We start from the raw sequence: 16,011 nt of genomic DNA on the forward strand, positions 1-16,011 counted from the left end.
GGCCGAGGATCCGAACGTGCCCTCGATGGGGTGGGAGTCCGAGGACGTAACCGGCCCGGACACGGTGTACTTCCCGGCGGGAGCCTTAGGGCTCCCCTTTTCACAGCTGCCTATGGGATAACTACCTGGACGTGTCTGCAGTGGACATCGTCTTCTCATCGACCCCGGGATTCTCATCCCGGTCGTGCGGGTGGGTGGTGATCACGGGTTCGCCGTGGACCAGTCCGCGGTCGTCCTTCTTCTCGTCGCTGCGGGTCTTGAGCAGGCTCGCAACAGTTGCGACGACGATGGTTGCACCGATGAAGAGCAGCGAGAACCAGATGGGAATCTCGGGTACCCAGAGGAGCGGTTCCCCGCCGTTGATGAAGGGGAGCTCGTTGACGTGCAGGGCGTGGAAGACGAGTTTCACGCCGATGAAGCCGAGGATGACGGCCAGTCCCTGGGCGAGGTAGACCAGACGTTCGAGCAGTCCTCCGATGAGGAAGAACAACTGGCGCAGACCCATCAGCGCGAACGCGTTGGCGGTGAAGACAATGTACGCCTCGTTGGTCAGGCCGTAGATCGCGGGGATCGAGTCGACGGCGAAGATGAGGTCCACAAAGCCGATCGCGATGATTGTGAGCAGCATCGGGGTGACGAAGCGCTTCCCGCCCTGCCGCACGGTGAGCTTGTCCTGGTGATACTCATTGGTGACGGGCAGGACCCGGCGCACGAGTGTCATGAACTTACCGTTAGCCGGATTGGCCTCGTGGCTGCTGAACGCCTGCCGGTAGGCCAGGACAAGCAGCAGGGCACCGAAGATGTAGAAAACCCAGGAGAAGTTCTCGATCAGGGTCGCTCCGATGGCGATGAACCCGCCGCGCAGGATCAGGGCGATGATGATCCCGATCATCAGCACCTTCTGCTGGTACTTCTTCGGTACCGCGAATCCGGCCATCACGATGAGGAAGACGAACAGGTTGTCGATCGACAGTGCCTTCTCGGTGAGGTAACCGGCGAAATACTCGCCGCCGAACGTCCATCCCGACACCGTACCGATCCCCACCCCGAACAGCAGTGCCAGTCCGATGTAGAACGCGGACCAGCGCGCCGACTCCGCGATGGACGGCTCGTGGGGTTTTCGCACGTGGGCGAAAAACTCGTAGATGAAGAACAGGATCGTCACGGCGATCGTGATGAACCAGACCATAGGTGTGACCTGCATAGAGGTGCTCCAAAGGGTAGGCGTTGAACAGATACGCCAAGGTCTCCTCCGCCCGGTCGACACCGGAACCAATCGACCCGAGACGCTTCAATGCATCCGTATTGACGGGCCGATCACAGACGGGAGTACTCCCCTTGATAGGAAAATCATAGCCGAACCCACACCGTCGTCCTAACCGACGGATCGTGCCGTTGTCAGCACCCGGGACTGCTCCGGCCGTCGATGACCCGGGCTTAGGCCCGAAAACGCCAAACCCACCAAATTTGCCATGCAGAGTGGTTATGCTGGCCGGATGGAACTGGCATTCGAGCTGACACCCGATCTGGCCATCGCGTTTGTGACCCTGTTCATCCTGGAGATCGTCCTGGGCGTGGACAACATCATCTTCATCTCGATCCTGGCGAGCAAACTTCCGGTGGAGCAGCAGGCCAAGGCCCGCAACCTCGGGTTGACGCTCGGGTATGCTGATGCGCGTCGTCCTGTTGTTCGCAGCCTCCTGGATCATTTCCCTCACCGAGGATCTCTTCGAACTCTTCGGAATGGGGTTCTCCGGACGAGATCTGATCCTGCTGTTCGGCGGCTTGTTCCTGGTCTATAAAGCGGTACGGGAAATCCACGAGAAGCTCGAGGGAACCGAATCCCATGGCCTGGGTGGCGCGAAGGCCGCCACGTTCGGCGCCGTGCTGGGGCAGATCATCATCCTGGACATGGTCTTCTCCTTCGACTCGGTGATCACCGCCGTCGGGATGGTGGACAACCTGCTGATCATCATCGTCGCGGTGCTGTCCTCCTTCACCATCATGCTCTTCTCCGCGAAGCACATCTTCGCCTTCGTCAACCGGCACCCCACCGTCAAGATGCTCGCCCTGGCCTTCCTGGTACTGATCGGGGTGTTCCTGATCGCCGACGGGTTCGAGGTCAAGATCGACAAGGCTCTCATCTACGGCCCAATGGCGTTCGCCATCGCCGTGGAAGCACTGAACCTGGCGGCCAAGCGGCGGCAGGAAAAACGCCTCGGCAAGCCCATCGACCCGGTCCATCTGCGCCACGCCTACACGAAAGCCGATGACCGCGATGCCGTCGCCGCCGCAACAGCCCGTGGGCCGGAAGCCGGCGACGTCCACCTGTCCCGCAAACCGGTCACCGGCCAAATCACCGACGACGACGGACACCAGGAACCTGCCGGGCTCGGCTGACCCCGATGAGGCCGCCGACCGGGCCGGACGGCGCTTCTGCTCACAGCCACAAGCCATCCGATAACCCAACCGCAGGCCCAACGGCAGGTGCGGGATTTCAAACGCCGATAACGGCGCATACGTCAGCGCGCGGCGAAAGAAAAAGGCGATCCCGACTGATCTTCCGCCCCACGCTTTAGGGACCAACAGGTCGGGCAAGCGCATCGTTCTATAGATCTGTCCCCCTTGAGCAGTTAAAGGCCACTGCTTACTGGTTGGCCGAGACGAAGTGCAAGCGCTATGATGAATCAACCACTCTCCCTGTGATTCAGAGACGCAGTGTTAATTCAAGGAGACAAGTCTGATGGCAATGACTACAGGCGACCGCATCAAGCAATACCGCATAAAGAACGACATGTCGCAGCGCGACTTGGAGGCCAGAATTGACCTCTCCCAATCCACCATTACGCGTATCGAAGCTGGGGAGCGGCCGGTAAAGCCCTACGAGCTTTCGGCTATCGCCATGGCTTTAGGCTGCCCAGAATCGAGTCTTATGGAAAGCCATCCGCTACGAGATCGTGTGCGGTTCGCCGCCCGAACGGCGAACGGGAAGAACCCCAATCCTGAGCCGGTCAGGGACCATCTTCTTTACCTTCTGGAAATGGACAACTACCTCGGCCGGGCGCTCAAACAGATTCAGACGGCACAGTAAGACTCAGGTGGGAGATGGCTTTGACTAATGAGGAACAAGCTGCCCTGGCCGCCGCTGATTTTCGCCGAGACTACAACCTCGGCAATGCACCGATCAACGACCTCAGTGATTTGATCGAGGGCAGGCTAGGCATTGACGTAGCCATCGTAGAGATGGACGACGGCCTTGATGGCATGGTTCTTCAGGATCCCGAGACTAATCAGCGGATCATTTCAGTGGCATGTACGACTTCCATGGAACGCCAACGTGCCACCTTGGCTCACGAGGTGGGTCATCTCGAATTGAAAGATTTCGCCGAAGATGGCGTAATCCAGTGCGGCGTTCGAAGTGCGGAAGAAATCCGGGCCGATTCGTTCGCCCGCCACCTGCTCGTGCCCCAACAGGGCGTCACGGAGTTTTTGGAAGGGCTTGGAAGAGCCCGCCAACAACTCTCCGAAGGCGATCTGGCCTACTTGGTCAGGTACTTTGAAGCCTCTCCGATGATGGTTCTCATTCAGCTCGAGAATGCAGGGTGGCTGGCTCAAGGTCAAAAAGAGGCATGGAAATCTCTCTCGGCTGGGAAATTAGCTGCTCGCTACGGATGGTCGGATGAGCACCGGGCCTCGCAGAAAAAAGCCATGACACCCCAAGCTCCAATGCGAATCGTGGCTGAGGCTATGAAGGCTTATGAGAACAACGTAATTGGCTTGGAAGCAGTCGCTAGAATTCGCGGAATTAGGCCCGCCGACTTAAAGGACGAACTCGACGAGGTGGGCATCACACCAAAGCCCGTCGAACTGCCACCGACCAGATTTGGCCGCCGCCAGTGAACGTCGAACAAACCAATGAATCTGATCATAGCGAGCTAGTAATCCTTGACGCTGGACCCGTCCTAAACTTCATGGGACGGAAAGACACTACAGATCTATACCTGAAGACGCTCAAGAATATGACCGACAGCATCCTTATTCCCGACGCGGTCGTCGACGAGGTGGAGCACAAGTCCGATAAGGACGACCGGTTCAAGACCTGCCACAAGAAACTCCTGACAGTCATAGGGGGCAAGCACATCGTCGCGCTCTCTACACCTCCGAGAAACAAGGATGATGAGTACGAATTTCATTGGACATGGGTCATGAACAACTGCCCCCAAGAAATGCTGTCATCCAGTAAGAATCGCGGCGAAATGGTCTTGGTTGCCCACGCTCGTGTTTTTCGCGCTCAAGGACGTGATGTCGTGGCAATGATCGATGACCAAGATGCAGCAGCCCTCGCAAGGAGAGCTGGCATACCCACTTTCAACACGGTGCAGCTATTTCAGGAGAGCGTCGTCTGGGGCGTCATCCCGGATAAGGCGGAGCTGAAGCGGCTCTATGGATTGGTCCAAGAAAAGGACGACGGCTTGCTGCCGTTCAAGCTGACTCCACTCAAGGAAGAGTTCTCCAACACCTAAGACGGAAACCGGCACAGCAGCTGGCACTTGAGGCAGGGCGGAACCGCCGATAACGGCGCATATGAAATCTCGTCGGCATGAAGTTGCCGTGCCCATGCACCTCTTGGGATTCCTCTCTTATTGATTAGTCAGACGGGTTATCCGCGGAACGGGCTGGGTCTGCGTGGTAACGTGGCACACGAAATGTCTAAACATTACCGGCTGAAATTTCTGGGCCTTTCCCTGGCAGCGCTGTTGGGTATGAGCTCCTGCACCCTGGTCCCGGGCTCCCCGGGCGCCGAACGCGTTGAAACAGGCGGACCGCTTGCGGGGTCTTCCGCACCCTCCGGTGACACACAGTATTTTCCGGGGTTCCGTCCCGTGTCCGGTGTGTCGGTCGACAGCGCCCAGGCGGAGGCCGGAACGGTTTTCCTTGGCTCTGTTTTCCCCGGCAACGGCAGGGCGGACCTGAGCTTCTACGGGTTCAATGCCGCGAAGACCGCTTGGCGGGTGGACACGAACCCGTCCTGCGTGGGCACGGTGGTGACCGAGGTTAACGGCGAGCCGGCCGTCGTCATTTTGGATTCCGATGCCAGGACGGACGGACAGGGGCCGGTAAGCGTCGTCGTGGCGACGGCGTTCGCCGCGGATGATGCGGAGGTGCTGTGGGGGCCGACCCGGGTGCCCGGTCCGTCTGCTGGATCCGGGCTGATTTTCACCGATACCCCCAAGGCGCTCACGGCCGACCCGCCCCCGGGTGTCCTGCTTGATGCCGATACCGGTGCCGTCGTTGAGGTCGGCACCGGAACGGCGCTCTATGAGCATCATGGCACTGCCCTGGCCGGCAGCGAAACATCATTTTCGGCCCTCGATACCGGTTCCGGCAACATCCTGTGGTCGTCCGCCGATCTGCGCCGGCCGGCAGGGGCAGATCCGGAAGCCGCGGTCCGCTTTACCGGCGCGTACGGCCCCTCGACAGGGGGAATCGTCGTCCTGGAATGGGACGCAGGGGACGCGGAACCAGTGCCGGTGGCGTACAGTCTGCGCTCCGGAGAAGAACTGGGGCAGGTTCCGGGCGAGCCGGCCGCGGCGGCCGCCGTGGATGAGGCAACGGGCACGGTGCTGCTGACCTCGGAGGCCCGGAACGGGTCCCGCGTCCTCCGGGCCTTCAGGCCCGGTGCCGGCCTGCTGTGGCGGAAATCCTTTGACGAGGCCCGCGTCTCCTCGATCGGCGGCGGCGCGGTTTTTGCCCTGCTCAACGGCGTGGCAGCCCGAATCGATGTTGAGTCCGGGGCCATCCTTGACACCGGTGATGCCAGGCTTCCGGTGTCCGTCCTCCCGAACGGCACGGCCCTGTTTCCCACCCGGAAGCAGAGCACGTTTGCCCTGGCCGTACCCGACGGGCCGGCGGGCAACGGCTGACGACGCAACGTACGCCGGTATCAGAGCAGGCGGCTTAGCAGGGTCGAGCCGGACCCCGGGGGCAGACGGCAGGAGGGCGTGCGGTTACGGGCCGGCTGTCGGGAAGCGGTCTGTGGTGTTGACGGGCGGGTCCTGGACCGGCGACCCGCCCGGCGGGACAGGTACGGCAGGGTGGGACGGTTTGGCCGGTACTGCGCAGCGGTCTTCGGACGTCGTGCGCTTATAGAGCGCCCAGCCGAGCAGGCCGATCGACAGTGCGGCGAGCAGCGGCTGGAGGGGTTCGAAGTACTGCATCGCTCCCGAGGTTCCCAACGCCAGCAGGACCAGTTTGTTGCAGACGGGGCAGCCGACGGCGAAGAAGGCCATGATGGTTCCGGCGGCGCCCAGGCGTGTTTTCCTTTCGGCGGGTGAGGGTATCCGGGAGACGTAGGTTGCCGTGACGAGGCCGGCCAGGACCGCGGTGACGGCCAGGACGGGGAAGGACCACCAGGTGGGCGGCACCTCGCGGCTGAACAAGGGTGTATCGATCAGATCGGTCGGAACCGCTATCAACAGGCAGGCCCCGGCTGCCGCGGCGGCGGCCGCGAGCCAGCGCCGTCGCGGCCAGGCCGCCAGGGCGGAGAGGAACCGTTGGTGTCCGGCGGCGCGGTCTGCGCTCATCAGGAATCCTTATCGCTCGGCCGCACACGATCCGGAACGGGGCCAGGAGTGCGGCTTTGGTTGGTGTTGCGTTGGTTCTTCAGGAAAAGCACGGCGGCAGCGGCGAGCACTGCCAGAGCGATCAGCGCGAAGACCGTGTTGGACATGCCTGCGGCCCCGGCGCTGACGGAGCTTTCCAGCCGGAACTGGTCCCCGACGCTGAGTACGCCGCCCAGGCCGGCGGTACCGTCCGTGAGCAGCAGCAGGATGCCTATCGCGACCGAGAGGATTCCGGAGATCACCATGATCCAGGAGTTGGACCAGCGGCCGATGCTCACCGGGCGCGGCCGCAGCCAGCGGCGGCGGGTGATTCCCATCCGGTCCCAGAACAGGGCGAGCACGAAGAGCGGCAGGGCCATGCCGAGCGCGTAGATGGCCAGCAGGACGGCACCGTACACGGCGCTGGAGCCGACGGCGGCTACGGTCAGGACCGATCCCAGGATCGGGCCGGTGCAGACGCCCGCGACGCCGTACACCGCGCCGAGGACGAATACCGACAGGCGGGAGGAACCGGCCTGTGTTGTGTTCCGGAGCAGGGCCGGCATCCGGATGCCCAGGATCTGCAGCACGCCGAGCAGGATGACCAGCGCCGCCGCGCCCGTGACGAGAAGGTTCCGGTGCACGGTCACCAGCGATCCCATTGCGCCGGCGAAGATACCCAGCGGCAGAAGCGTGGAGCCCAGCCCGGCATAGAACAGCGCCGTGCGGGCCACGAGGCTGGTCCTGGTGGAGAAAGCATAGGCGAAGAACGCCGGCAGCAGCAGTGCCGAGCAGGGGCTGAGCAGCGTCAGCACCCCGCCCAGGAACGCCCCGGCATACCCTATTTCCATCAGCGGGACGCCTCGGCCAGGGCCTCATCGATGGCCTTTTCGAAGGCTTCCAGGGGCTGGCCACCGACGAACGGGGTCTCGTTGACCAGGAACGTGGGTGTTCCGGAGGCACCGAGCGATGCCGCTTCGCGCACGTCCTTCCCCACGGCTTCGCGCAGGTCCGGCGAGTCCAGGTCCTGCTCGAATTTCTTCAGGTCGGGGACGCCGGCTTCCTTGGCGATGTCCATCAGCCTCTCCCGGTCCAGCTCGGCGTGGCCCCGCTCCGGGGCAACCGCGAAGACCGCCTTGTTGAACTCCCAGAACCTGCCCTGCTCGCCGGCCGCGCGCCCGGCCACGGCCGCTTCCATGGACTGCTCGCCGAAGACCGGAAGATCGCGCCATTCAATGCGCAGCCGGCCCCTGTCGACATACTTCTCCACCAGCGGGGGCAGGACATCCCGGGCGAAGAGGCCGCAGAAGGGACAGCGGTAATCGGCATATTCGACCATGACCACCGGCGCGTCCACGGCCCCGAGCGCGGCCGGATCATCAGCGATCCGGCGGGACATATCCAGCACCGCCCCGCTCTGCGCCGTGTCCTGGCCTGCCTGCGCGGCCTGCTGCGATTTGCCGCCTTGAAAGGCGAAGATGCCCACAAACAGCACCAGGACCGCTACTCCCAGCACGGTGGCAGCCACGGTAAGGTTACGGCGGCGGGAAGTGCCGGCCGGATCGGATCGCTGGGATGGCATGCGTACTCCTCGCTGCGGCCCCACCGGGCCGCGAAATGTCTAGACATTATGATTGAGGCTACGTGAGCGGGCAGGACCATGTAAAACCGTCTGCGGGAGAATCCGGTGCCGCCGGGGCCGGGGTCCCGCTGTGGGAATCGATCAGCCGGGATCTGCGCCGCCGGCTGCAGGAGGGTGAATTCACTGCCGGATTTCCCGGCGAGCTTTCCCTGGCCAGGGAGTACAACGCCAGCCGCGGCAGCATCCGCGCCGCGTTGCGCCCGCTGCGTGAAGCCGGGCTGGTCAGTGCCGAGCGCGGGCGCAAACCGGTGGCCCTGCCGCCGGTGATCGCCGGAAAGAGCCAGGCCTACGGGCCGGTCTACAGCCTTTTCGCCACCCTGCAGGAGGCCGGGCTGGAACATTCCAGCGACATCCTGGCCCAGGAGATTGAACAGAACCCGGCCGCCGCGGCCCGCCTGGGCCTGCCGGCCGGGGAGCCGCTGTTCCGCCTGGCCCGCAGGCGCTGCGCCCAGGGCGTTCCGCTGGCCGTGGACGAGGTGTGGCTGCAGGCGAGCCGGTGCCGGCCCCTGCTGGCGGCGGATTTTTCCAACAGCGCCTTGTATGAGGAGCTCGAGACCAGGTGCGGGATCAGGCTCGACGGCGGAGAAGAAAAACTCACTGCCGTCGCAGCCACCCCGGAGCTCTCAGCATCGTTGAACTGCCCGTCCGGAGCGGCGCTGCTGTTCATAGAACGCCTGGGCTGCTCCAACGGCGTGCCGGTGGAGTTCCGGCGCAGCTATGTACTGGCCGAGAACTACACCGTCAGCACAACGTTCGGCACCCGGGCACCGCGCTAACGGACAAGCTTCGCCCCGAACCGGCCGCCGCTCATGCCGCCGCCGCTGCCCTGGCCGGACGGCACCGGCCTGCCGGGCTTTTCGCGTACCGGCTCCCGTGCCGCGGGATCGGACAGGGGCCGGTGCAATTCCCGCCTAGATGCGGATGTAGGCGGCACCGTTGAACTGACGCCGGGCGAGGTGGGCGACGGCTGCGGGAACGACGGCAACTCCGGCCGCCAGGGAGGCTTCGTCGATTCCTGCCGAGCGCAGGCTGTTGCGGCAAGCGGTTATTGTCACGCCGTCTTCGGCCGCGAGGGCGGAAGCTTCTGCGGCATTGTGCGCGTCGCCGGCAAGCTGCGCGACAACCGGACCCTGGACGACGACTTCGAGGCGCACGCCGGGCAGTTCCGCCCGGGCGTTGGCCGCGACGCGCAGGGCTGCGGCAAGGTCGGGAAAGGGCTGCGCCCCCGGGCCGGCGAGGTGCAGGATCAGATCGGTTGTTTCCATGCGCGTCACCTTACATGCGCCTGCGGCCTAACGGCCGAACAGCTTCCTGAGCCAGCCGAACCCGGCGCCCGGCTGCCGGCCGGCCCCGGCGGCACAGGTGCAGCGGCGGGACTGCGGAACGTTGCGCATCACCTGCTCGACATGGTTGCCGCAGCCCGCCCACGTCGCCTTTGAACACTTCTGGCATGTCGCCGTCCGGCACATACACATTCCTCCATCACGTCTCGGTACGTCGCCGCTTTGCGTGCGGCACCCACCATTCTACATACCCCCTTGGGTATATCGAGCAACGGAACGCGACTTGCGTGCATACCCCGGTAGGTATTATCGTTGTACTCGAAAGTAATACCCCCCGGGGTACTAAGAGCGATACGAAGGAGACGATATGCTGCTCGAGCGGATCTATGACGAGGACCTGGCCCAGGCCGGCTACTTCATCGGCTGCCAGCGCAAGGGCGAGGCCGTGGTGATTGACGCCCGCCGCGACATCGATGCTTACCTCGACCTGGCGAAGGCCAACGGGATGAAGATTGTGGCCGTGGCCGAGACGCACATCCATGCCGACTACCTCTCCGGGACCCGCGAACTGGCCGCGGCCACCGGCGCCAGTATTTACGTTTCCGGTGAAGGCGGAGCGGACTGGCAGTACGGGTTCGACGCCGAACGCCTGCACGACGGCGATGCCATCTCGATCGGAAACATCACGGTCCGGGCCCTGCACACCCCCGGCCACACCCCCGAGCACCTGTCCTTCCTGGTCACCGACGGGGCATTCAGCGACCGGCCCGGCTACCTGCTCTCCGGCGACTTCGTCTTCGCCGGCGACCTGGGCCGCCCGGATCTGCTGGACGAGGCCGCCGGGGGCATCGACACCCGCTTCGAGGGCGCTAAGCAGCTCTTCGCCAGCCTGCGGACCAAGTTCCTGGCCCTGCCGGACCATGTCCAGGTCTACCCGGGCCACGGCTCCGGCAGCGCCTGCGGCAAGGCTCTAGGCGCCATCCCGTCCACGACCGTCGGCTATGAGCGGCTGTACGCGTGGTGGGGCAAGTACCTGGAAGCCAACGACGAGCAGGGCTTCATCGATGAACTGCTCGACGGCCAGCCCGACGCGCACGCCTACTTTGGCCGGATGAAGCGCCAGAACCGGCTCGGCCCGGAGGTTCTGGGCGAACGCGCACCCCTGCCCGAGCTGGACAACCAGGCCCTCGCCGCGGACCTGGCCGCAGACAAGGCGACCTTTGTCGACACCCGCCCGAACGCGCAGGTCCATGAAGGTACCGTGGCCGGCGCCCTGAATATCCCGGCCGGCAACAAGGCCGCGAGCTTCGGCGCCTGGGCCTACGATCCGGAGACCGACGATCGCCCGCTGGTCCTGCTCGCGCCGAATCAGGAAGAAGCCCGCATCATGTGGGACCACCTGATCCGGGTCGGGATTGACAATGTTGCCGGCTACACCCCGGACCTGGACGGGCTGCCCATCGTGGTTCCGGCCCTGATCGGGCCCGAGGAACTCGACGGTTTCGACGCCGCCCTGGTGCTGGACGTGCGGAACAAGAGCGAACACGCCGCCGGGCACATCCCCGGTTCCGGGCAGCTCAGCGCCGGCCGGGTGCTCTGGAACCTGGACCAGCTTCCGGCTGACGGCCCCATCGTGACGTACTGCCAGAGCGGGGTCCGCAACTCCGTCGCCGCGAGCACCCTGCGCCGCGCGGGCTACAACGTGGTCGAACTCGACGGCAGCTACGCCGCCTGGGAGAACTGGCAGAACACCCGGGAGAGCGCCCCGGCCCGCTGACCGCTGCACGCCCAGTCCGGACGGGTCCGCACGAACGTGCGGGCCCGTTTCGGCGTTATGATCACCTCACCCTTGTGGAGGCATCCGAATGGCCAGACATGCCAGGAACGCCGTGCCTGCCCTTGGCCTGCGGGCCAACGCGGCCCAGTTCAGCCTGCTGGTGGCCGTGAACGCGCTGGTCGGCGGCATGGTCGGCCAGCAGCAGACCGTCCTGCCGCTGCTGGCCACCGAAGAATTCGGCCTGACCGGGTTCACCTTCATCTTCACCTACGTGGCCGCCTTCGGCGTGACGAAGGCGATCGCCAACTATTTCGCCGGCATGCTCTCGGACCGTTACGGGCGCAAACCGGTGCTGCTGGGCGGCTGGCTGTTCGCGGTGCCGGTGCCGCTGATGCTGATCTTCGCCCCGGACTGGGGCTGGGTCATTGCCGCCAACGTGCTGCTGGGCATTAACCAGGGCCTGACCTGGTCCACCACCGTGGTGATGAAAATCGACCTCGTGGGAGCGCGGCAGCGCGGCCTGGCCATGGGACTGAACGAGGCGGCCGGCTACGGCGCCGTCGCCGTGTCCTCCCTGCTGGCCGGCTACCTCGCCGGTCAGTACGGTCTGCGCCCTGCCCCGTTCCTGCTCGGACTCTTCTATACGGCGCTGGCGCTGCTGCTCTCCGGGGTCTTCGTGCGGGAAACACGCGGCCACGCACGCCTGGAATCCAGGACCCACGTTCCGCGTGCGGACGGGATCCACGACCATCTGCATGAGGACCTGACCGGCCGGCAGATCCTGGTCCAGGCCAGCCTGCGGGAACCGGCGCTGTCCTCGGCCAGCCTGGCCGGGCTGGTCAACAACCTGAACTTCGGCCTGGCCTGGGGGCTGTTCCCGCTGCTCTTCGCCACCGCCGGCCTGCCGGCGGCACAGATCGGCCTGCTGTTCGCGCTCTACCCCGGCGTCTGGGGAGCGGGCCAGCTGGCCACCGGCGCGCTGTCGGACCGCATCGGCAGGAAGCACCTGATCACCGCGGGCATGGCACTGCAGGCCGCCGCCCTCGCCGTCATCGCCGCCTCCGACGGCTTCGCCGGCTGGGCCGCCGGAACGGTACTGCTGGGCGCGGGCACGGCAATGGTCTACCCGACCCTGCTCGCCGTGGTCGGCGACGTCGCCCACCCGGCGTGGCGCGGCCGGGCGGTCGGGATCTACCGGGTCTGGCGCGACCTCGGCTACGCCGCCGGCGCGATCCTCGGCGGCATCACCGCGGACCTGCTGGGGCTGCATGCCGCCGTCTGGGCAGCAGCGGTCCTCAGCGCAGCCACCGCCGCGGTCGTGGCAGCCAGGATGTACGAGACGCTCCCGCCCCGCACCGGGTAGACCCGGCACACCAACACCACGAACCCCCGCGCACGCAAAAAAACGGCCCCGCGCAATCCATTGCGCGGGGCCGCCCATGCCGGCCTGCCGGCCGCCGGCTCAGGCCAGGGAGAGGAAGAGCTTTTCGAGCTCCTTCTTGTCCATGGAATTATCCTGCTTGGCCAGGCACTGCTCCAGGCCGGTGGAAATAATCGCGAACCCGGCCCGGTCCAGCGCCTTCGACACGGCGGCGAGCTGGGTGACCACGTCCTTGCAGTCGCGGCCCTCCTCCAGCATCCGCGTCACCGCGGCAAGCTGGCCCTGCGCGCGCTTGAGCCGGTTGATGACCGGAGTGAGTTCGGTGCTGTCGAGCTGCATGATGTTCTCCTTGGCAAAGGGGGTGGAAGTCTCCCACCATCCTATACCCCCACGGGTGTTTTGCATACCCCGGTGGGTATGTGACAGACTTGTGGCGAAACATCCGCCACCTTTGAAAGGAACTCCCTCTTGGCTCCCGAGACTTCCACCGTGACCGCCCTCGACCCGCAGACCCTGCGCGACTGGATGAACCGGCACGAAGACCTGATCGTCCTCGACGTCCGTTCCGCTGCCGAGTTCGAGACCCTGCACATCCGCGGCTCCTACAACGTCCCGCTGCCGCTGCTCTCCGAGCACACCGACGAACTGGCCGAACGCCTCGGCGCCCGGGTGGTCCTGGTCTGCCAGTCCGGGGTCCGCGCCGAACAGGCCCGCCAGCGCCTGGGCACCGCCGGGATCGGTTCGGCCCGCGTACTCGCCGGCGGCGTACCCGGCTTCGCCGCCGCCGGCGGCGACGTCGTCCGCGGCGCCCAGCACTGGGACCTCGAACGCCAGGTCCGCATGGCAGCCGGCACCCTCGTCGTCGGCGGCCTACTGGCCGGCAAATTCATCTCCCCCAAGCTGCGCCTGCTCGCCGGCGCCATCGGCACCGGCCTGACCTTCTCCGCAGCCACCAACACATGCGCCATGGGCAAGGCCCTGGCCAGGATGCCGTGGAACAAGACCGCAGCCGAGCCCACCGCCGAAAGCGCCATCCGCCAGCTGCCCGCAGCCTCCGCCTGACCCGCCCCTCCCCAGACCGGTTCCCGCCCGGGCGGGAACCACCCCTCCACCCGCCTGCCCCCAAGGAGCCCGCCATGGCCGAGACCACCATCCAGGACACCAACGACCGCCGCAGCCGCGACCAGATCCTCGATGTCCGCGAAGACTTCGAAACCGCCGAGGGCATGATCCCCGAAGCCCTGCACATCCCCATGGGCGAGCTCAACGCCCGCCTGTCCGAACTCGACCGCGCCCGCCCCCGTCATCGTGGTCTGCCGCAGCGGCAACCGCAGCGCCCGCGTCGCCGACGCCCTCAACACCGCCGGCTATACCGCCGACACCATGACCGGCGGCATGACCGCCTGGCAGGCCGCCGGCCTGCCCATCCGCTGACCGCCCTGCACGCCCAACCAACCAGAGAAGGACAGACCACATGAGCCTCGCCCTCACGGCCACCCTGCTGCTCTCCGTCGTCATCGGACTCTCCCTCGGCCTGCTCGGCGGCGGAGGCTCCATCCTCACCGTCCCCATCCTCACCTACGTCGCAGGCCTCGACCCCAAGGAAGCCATCGCCGCCTCCCTGTTCGTCGTCGGCGCAACCTCGGCCGTCAGCGCCATCACCCACGCCCGCAACGGACGGGTCAAATGGCGCACCGGCCTGATCTTCGGCGCCGCAGGCATGGCCGGAGCCTTCGCCGGCGGCCTGCTCGGCGGGCACATCCCCGGCACCATCCTCATGATCGCCTTCGCCCTCATGATGGTCGCCACCTCCATCGCCATGATCCGCGGCCGCAAAAACAAAACCGCCGCCACCCACAACAACGAACTGCCCGTCCTCAAAGTCGTCCTCGAAGGCCTCGTCGTGGGTCTGGTCACCGGGCTCGTCGGCGCCGGCGGCGGCTTCCTCATCGTCCCCGCCCTCGCCCTCCTCGGCGGCCTCGCCATGCCCGTCGCCGTCGGCACCTCCCTGGTCGTCATCGCCCTGAAATCCTTCGCCGGACTCGGCGGCTACCTCACCACCGTCAGCCTCGACTGGGGCCTCGTCGCCGCCGTCACCGCAGCCGCGATCGCCGGCTCCGTCGCCGGCTCCCGACTCGCCGGCCGCATCCCCGAAGCGGCCCTGCGCAAAGGCTTCGGCATCTTCGTCCTGGCCATGGGCGTCTTCGTCCTCGTCCAGGAACTCCCCGAACCGGCCAACCTCATCCTCGCCATCACCGCCGCAGTACTCGCCGCAGGCGCCCTCACCTGCCGCTACGCCATCCCCGCCTGCCCGTTGCGCAAAACCATCACCCCGACCGAGCCGGCCCAAGCCCGCTGACCCCTGCCCGCCCCGTCAACCCATCAAACGGAGAAATCCATGGCCACCATTGACATCACCGAACACGACTTCGCCCCGATCATCCGGGAGAACGACATCGTCCTGGTCGACTTCTGGGCCGGCTGGTGCGGCCCCTGCCGGATGTTCGCACCCGTCTATGAGGCCGCCTCGCGAAAGCACCCCGACATCGTCTTCGCCAAGGTCGACACCGAAGCCGAGCAGGGGCTGGCTGCCGCGGCCGGCATCAGCTCGATCCCCACGCTGATGGCCTTCCGCGACGGAGCGCTCGTTTTCTCCGAGCCCGGAGCACTGCCGGCAGCCGGCCTCGACGGGGTCATCACGGCCGTCAAGAACCTCGACATGACCCAACTTTCGACCGGGACCGCCCACCGGGCCGGGCATCGGGCCTAAAGCACCGCCTGCCCCCGGCCCCCTGCGGCCGGCTCGATCCGTGCGGCAGCCGCCGTCCGCCCCTCGCTTCCGGAAGGCCCCGACCGTGAACAACGCTGCAACGTCAACTGCCCGGGCCGCCCAGCGCCGCATCGTGTGGACGCTGTCGAGCGCCCAGGTCTTCTCCGGGCTGGGCACGGGCTCCACCCTTGCCCTGGGCTCGATCCTGGCCGTGGACCTCTCCGGCTCCGAGGCCTGGGCCGGGTCCGTGAACACTGCCCTGACCCTTGGCACCGCTGCCACGGCGATCCCGCTCTCCCAACTGGCCCTGGCCCGTGGGCGGCGCATCGCGCTGGCCGCCGGACTGGCCGCGGCCATTGCCGGCACCGCAGCGATGGTCGCTGCCGTCATCACCGGGCTGTTCCCCGTGCTGCTCGCCGGGGCGTTCCTGGTGGGGCTGGCCTCGGCGGTCAACCTGCAGGCCCGCTTCGCGGTCACGGACCTGGCCGAGCCGTTAGGATGACGGTTTTGCATAGGTTAGAATTTACTCATCAAGGGGAGTACTCCCGTCTGTGAT

17 protein-coding genes and 2 pseudogenes are annotated in these 16,011 nt (G+C 65.8%); 13 read left to right on the plus strand and 6 right to left on the minus strand.

Going from position 1 to position 16,011, the window contains the following annotated elements:
- Positions 1–121: 121 nt before the first annotated feature.
- On the minus strand, positions 122–1,204 hold the full coding sequence (locus AC20117_RS22225) for a TerC family protein (RefSeq protein WP_074703578.1): 1,083 nt from the start codon (positions 1,202–1,204) through the stop codon (positions 122–124).
- A 292-nt stretch (positions 1,205–1,496) separates the two neighbouring features.
- On the opposite strand from AC20117_RS22225, the pseudogene AC20117_RS22230 reads away from it, so the two are divergent.
- The 5 genes and pseudogenes from AC20117_RS22230 (at position 1,497) to AC20117_RS22250 (ending at position 5,924) form a co-directional block, all read left to right on the plus strand.
- Positions 1,497–2,400: pseudogene (locus AC20117_RS22230) on the plus strand (TerC family protein).
- A gap of 343 nt (positions 2,401–2,743) precedes the next feature.
- Positions 2,744–3,091, plus strand: coding sequence for a helix-turn-helix domain-containing protein (locus tag AC20117_RS22235; protein WP_074703579.1), 348 nt, complete (start codon positions 2,744–2,746; stop codon positions 3,089–3,091).
- A gap of 20 nt (positions 3,092–3,111) precedes the next feature.
- The gene (locus tag AC20117_RS22240; protein WP_158300508.1) at positions 3,112–3,900 is read left to right on the plus strand and encodes an ImmA/IrrE family metallo-endopeptidase; all 789 of its coding nucleotides are present in this window, start codon (positions 3,112–3,114) and stop codon (positions 3,898–3,900) included.
- Positions 3,901–4,019: 119 nt separating this feature from the next.
- Complete coding sequence (locus AC20117_RS22245) at positions 4,020–4,523, plus strand: PIN domain-containing protein (RefSeq protein WP_139186851.1); 504 nt, start codon at positions 4,020–4,022, stop codon at positions 4,521–4,523.
- Positions 4,524–4,892: 369 nt separating this feature from the next.
- Entirely contained in the window at positions 4,893–5,924 is a 1,032-nt protein-coding gene (locus AC20117_RS22250; protein WP_158300509.1) for a hypothetical protein, read from the plus strand.
- Positions 5,925–6,008: 84 nt separating this feature from the next.
- On the opposite strand, the gene AC20117_RS22255 is transcribed toward AC20117_RS22250, so the two are convergent.
- Genes AC20117_RS22255 through AC20117_RS22265 form a run of 3 tightly spaced genes read right to left on the minus strand, consistent with a single transcriptional unit; the run spans position 6,009 to position 8,184 of the window.
- A complete protein-coding gene (locus tag AC20117_RS22255; protein WP_074703583.1) occupies positions 6,009–6,584 on the minus strand; it encodes a hypothetical protein in 576 nt (191 codons plus the stop codon).
- Complete coding sequence (locus tag AC20117_RS22260; RefSeq protein WP_074703584.1) at positions 6,584–7,453, minus strand: cytochrome c biogenesis CcdA family protein; 870 nt, start codon at positions 7,451–7,453, stop codon at positions 6,584–6,586. Before AC20117_RS22260 ends, AC20117_RS22255 begins: the two co-directional genes overlap by 1 nt.
- A complete protein-coding gene (locus tag AC20117_RS22265; protein ID WP_074703585.1) occupies positions 7,453–8,184 on the minus strand; it encodes a DsbA family protein in 732 nt (243 codons plus the stop codon). Before AC20117_RS22265 ends, AC20117_RS22260 begins: the two co-directional genes overlap by 1 nt.
- 62 nt (positions 8,185–8,246) lie before the next feature.
- Between AC20117_RS22265 and AC20117_RS24160 the strand changes: the two genes are divergently transcribed.
- The gene (locus AC20117_RS24160; protein ID WP_261341275.1) at positions 8,247–9,020 is read left to right on the plus strand and encodes a GntR family transcriptional regulator; all 774 of its coding nucleotides are present in this window, start codon (positions 8,247–8,249) and stop codon (positions 9,018–9,020) included.
- Positions 9,021–9,155: 135 nt separating this feature from the next.
- Here the strand turns inward: AC20117_RS24160 and AC20117_RS22275 are convergent, their stop codons facing one another.
- Positions 9,156–9,509 (minus strand): DsrE family protein, encoded by a 354-nt coding sequence (locus AC20117_RS22275; RefSeq protein WP_074703586.1) that lies wholly within the window; start codon positions 9,507–9,509, stop codon positions 9,156–9,158.
- Between the two features lie 385 nt (positions 9,510–9,894).
- Here AC20117_RS22275 and AC20117_RS22280 point away from each other — a divergent pair, with 385 nt between their 5' ends.
- Positions 9,895–11,304, plus strand: coding sequence for an MBL fold metallo-hydrolase (locus tag AC20117_RS22280; protein ID WP_074703587.1), 1,410 nt, complete (start codon positions 9,895–9,897; stop codon positions 11,302–11,304).
- An 88-nt stretch (positions 11,305–11,392) separates the two neighbouring features.
- Entirely contained in the window at positions 11,393–12,667 is a 1,275-nt protein-coding gene (locus AC20117_RS22285) for an MFS transporter (RefSeq protein ID WP_074703588.1), read from the plus strand.
- Positions 12,668–12,766: 99 nt separating this feature from the next.
- On the opposite strand, the gene AC20117_RS22290 is transcribed toward AC20117_RS22285, so the two are convergent.
- A complete protein-coding gene (locus tag AC20117_RS22290; protein ID WP_074700760.1) occupies positions 12,767–13,024 on the minus strand; it encodes a metal-sensitive transcriptional regulator in 258 nt (85 codons plus the stop codon).
- A gap of 186 nt (positions 13,025–13,210) precedes the next feature.
- Here AC20117_RS22290 and AC20117_RS22295 point away from each other — a divergent pair, with 186 nt between their 5' ends.
- The 5 genes and pseudogenes from AC20117_RS22295 to AC20117_RS22315 all read left to right on the plus strand — a co-directional run bounded on the left by AC20117_RS22295 (position 13,211) and on the right by AC20117_RS22315 (position 15,957).
- On the plus strand, positions 13,211–13,747 hold the full coding sequence (locus AC20117_RS22295; RefSeq protein WP_083340055.1) for a rhodanese-like domain-containing protein: 537 nt from the start codon (positions 13,211–13,213) through the stop codon (positions 13,745–13,747).
- 74 nt (positions 13,748–13,821) lie between these two features.
- A pseudogene (locus AC20117_RS22300) lies at positions 13,822–14,119 on the plus strand (rhodanese-like domain-containing protein).
- Between the two features lie 40 nt (positions 14,120–14,159).
- Positions 14,160–15,044 carry a sulfite exporter TauE/SafE family protein gene (locus AC20117_RS22305; protein WP_074703590.1) on the plus strand — a complete coding sequence of 295 codons (885 nt, stop codon included), beginning with the start codon at positions 14,160–14,162 and terminating at the stop codon, positions 15,042–15,044.
- Positions 15,045–15,083: 39 nt separating this feature from the next.
- A complete protein-coding gene (trxA, locus tag AC20117_RS22310; RefSeq protein WP_074703591.1) occupies positions 15,084–15,455 on the plus strand; it encodes a thioredoxin in 372 nt (123 codons plus the stop codon).
- A gap of 85 nt (positions 15,456–15,540) precedes the next feature.
- Positions 15,541–15,957 (plus strand): hypothetical protein, encoded by a 417-nt coding sequence (locus AC20117_RS22315; RefSeq protein WP_236777679.1) that lies wholly within the window; start codon positions 15,541–15,543, stop codon positions 15,955–15,957.
- Positions 15,958–16,011 lie beyond the last annotated feature (54 nt).

Source organism: Arthrobacter crystallopoietes (assembly GCF_002849715.1).
In the GTDB taxonomy this organism is placed as follows: domain Bacteria; phylum Actinomycetota; class Actinomycetes; order Actinomycetales; family Micrococcaceae; genus Crystallibacter; species Crystallibacter crystallopoietes.